2 protein-coding genes are annotated in these 2057 nt (G+C 68.1%); one reads left to right on the top strand and one right to left on the bottom strand.

The window, feature by feature from the left end:
• Positions 1–776 precede the first annotated feature (776 nt).
• Entirely contained in the window at positions 777–1142 is a 366-nt protein-coding gene (locus tag ACFWBB_RS42580) for an STAS domain-containing protein (RefSeq protein WP_385284686.1), read from the bottom strand.
• 170 nt (positions 1143–1312) lie between these two features.
• On the opposite strand from ACFWBB_RS42580, the gene ACFWBB_RS42575 reads away from it, so the two are divergent.
• Entirely contained in the window at positions 1313–1780 is a 468-nt protein-coding gene (locus tag ACFWBB_RS42575) for an ATP-binding protein (RefSeq protein WP_385284684.1), read from the top strand.
• Positions 1781–2057: the final 277 nt, after the last annotated feature.

Below are 2057 nucleotides of genomic sequence, written 5' to 3'. Positions count from 1 at the left end.
AGTCGCCTTCTGTTCCGGCCAGCGGACCAGCCATCGCTTCCTGGCTTGTTCCTCTACGTCCGAACTAACGCGGGAGGTTGGAAAAGGCTCAGTCATGCAATCCGGCAATTCCCCTACATAGGCACCTTGAGCACCGCGCTATTCCCCACTTGGGCTGGGGCCGGTGACGGGCCGCCCGACTGCTGAGTGTGGGGCTGGTCAGGCCGGTCAAGGGCAGCTCCGGCGGTGCTGCGCAATGGCCTTCGGCCACTCTGGACAGTCCTGAGCAGCTCAAGCGACGGTCGGCTATCGAGCGGCCCGGAAACCTTTGGCGCCGTGGGGGACCGAGGAAGCCGAGCCGCCGTGCCCAGGGGTCCCGAGGTGGCGCTCCGTCGCCCCCAGGGCCGATTCCGGGATTTCCGGACGGGGAATGGCGGGAACGTCCGCAACGGTTGGGTCATCTGCATGCGCCGCGCCGCCTTCAGGGCGGCGGTGACGTCAGGCGGGGGAGAGGTCAGGGCGGGCACGGTGCCAGCGCGCGGGGTGTCGCCACCGGCCAGAGGCCTCGCGGGCGACGCCGACGCGGACTTCCACCATCAGCGGACGGTGGGAGGGCCTCTCGTCCTCCCGGGGACGGGAGTGGCCGGGGCAGAGCCACGGGTTCAGCTGGAGCACGCCGGGCTTCGCGGCCCGCATCCAGCCGATGTGGTGGAAGAACTGCGAGGGCCCTGGGCCAGGAGCTGGAGGTATAGCGCTCGTATCACCAGGACGCCAAGGGCCTGCCGGAGTAGGGGCGGTCAGGCGTTCAGAGCCTGCTCGACAGTGGGGTGGCAGGGGATGAAGGCGTCGACGCCGACAGGCTGCAGCAGACGTACGACGGACTCCTGGGCTCCGGCGATGCGCAGCCACCCCTGAGCCTGGCTCACTCGCAGGTGGGTGGCGATGAAGACGTTGATCCCGCTGGAGTCCATGAAGGTCACGCCGCTGAGATCCGCCACGATCCGGGGCGGCGCCACACCGTCCTCAGACGTCAGCGCCTGGCCGAGGGCGTCCTTGACGTCGTCGTCGATCTCGCCGTGCACGGTCACGACGAGGATCCCGTCAACGACTTCGGCCTGGACGGATAACCGGCCCGGCCGGCCTTCCTTCTGAATGTCAGTCACCGTCTCCTCGACTGTGTTTTGGGCTGGCTCGGGCAGGCGTGCGCGGATGATTCTGCCCCACCGCCCCGGCCGAATGCACCCGGGTGGCTGCGAAACAACATGTTCCTGCCATGTATGCAGCGAGGGCGGGTACTCGCGCCCTCGAGCACAGGGACTGAGGGCGAGGGGCGATGGGATGCCATACCGACGGTGACGGCTCCAAGACGCCGAATGGATACCTGATGCGCGCCGGCTACGCCCTGAGCGGGTACGGCGGCTGCATCGCCGAAGCCCGCCACCACGCCGTCGCCTTCCTCGACCACGCCCACGCCGACCATCACGTGCTCGCGAGCGCTCGTGCGAGGGACGTCACCCAGTTGGTGGTCAGCGAGCTGGTCACCAACGCCCGCAAGTACGCTCCCGGCCCTGCCTTGCTGGAACTGCGCATCAATGCCCACACTGTGGACGTCGTGGTGTGGGACAGCGACCCCATGGTGCCCGCGGCCCTGGCCGCCGATCCCGGCAGGATCGGCCAGCACGGCCTGGAGATCGTGGAGGCCGTCACCGAGGATCTGTTCACCGAGCAGGAGCCGGTCGGCAAGCGCATCACGGCCCGCATCGCCCTGTCCGACGCCCCCGGTGGGGCCTCGGCCTCCTGAGGGCTCAACCTGGTGCCGTCCTCGTCGCCGCTCGAGATCGCACCTCTGCGTCCACACGCGAAAATCTATCTTGGTCAGAGTAGACATTGGGTGGTGTCGTGGTTATGGTTTCTCTCGTAGCCCAGAGAGACGCAGGGCCCGGCAGACACGAACTGCCGGGGAGCAGTACCGCAGTTGCAGTTGCAGTTGCAGTCGCAGGACGGTGCGGTGGTGGAGTTTCGAAGCCAGGGTTGTTGCAGGACGGCGACGGGACTGACGACCGGACCGGGTGGCCCGC

Origin of the sequence: Streptomyces sp. NPDC060000 (assembly GCF_042737375.1) — a bacterium.
In the GTDB taxonomy this organism is placed as follows: Bacteria; Actinomycetota; Actinomycetes; order Streptomycetales; family Streptomycetaceae; genus Streptomyces.
This window is presented reverse-complemented; position numbering and strand designations above follow the sequence as displayed.

Coding starts and splice junctions, on each gene's coding strand:
- ACFWBB_RS42575 (WP_385284684.1), top strand. CDS start 1,313: ATGGGATGCCATACCGACGGTGACGGCTCCAAGACGCCGAATGGATAC.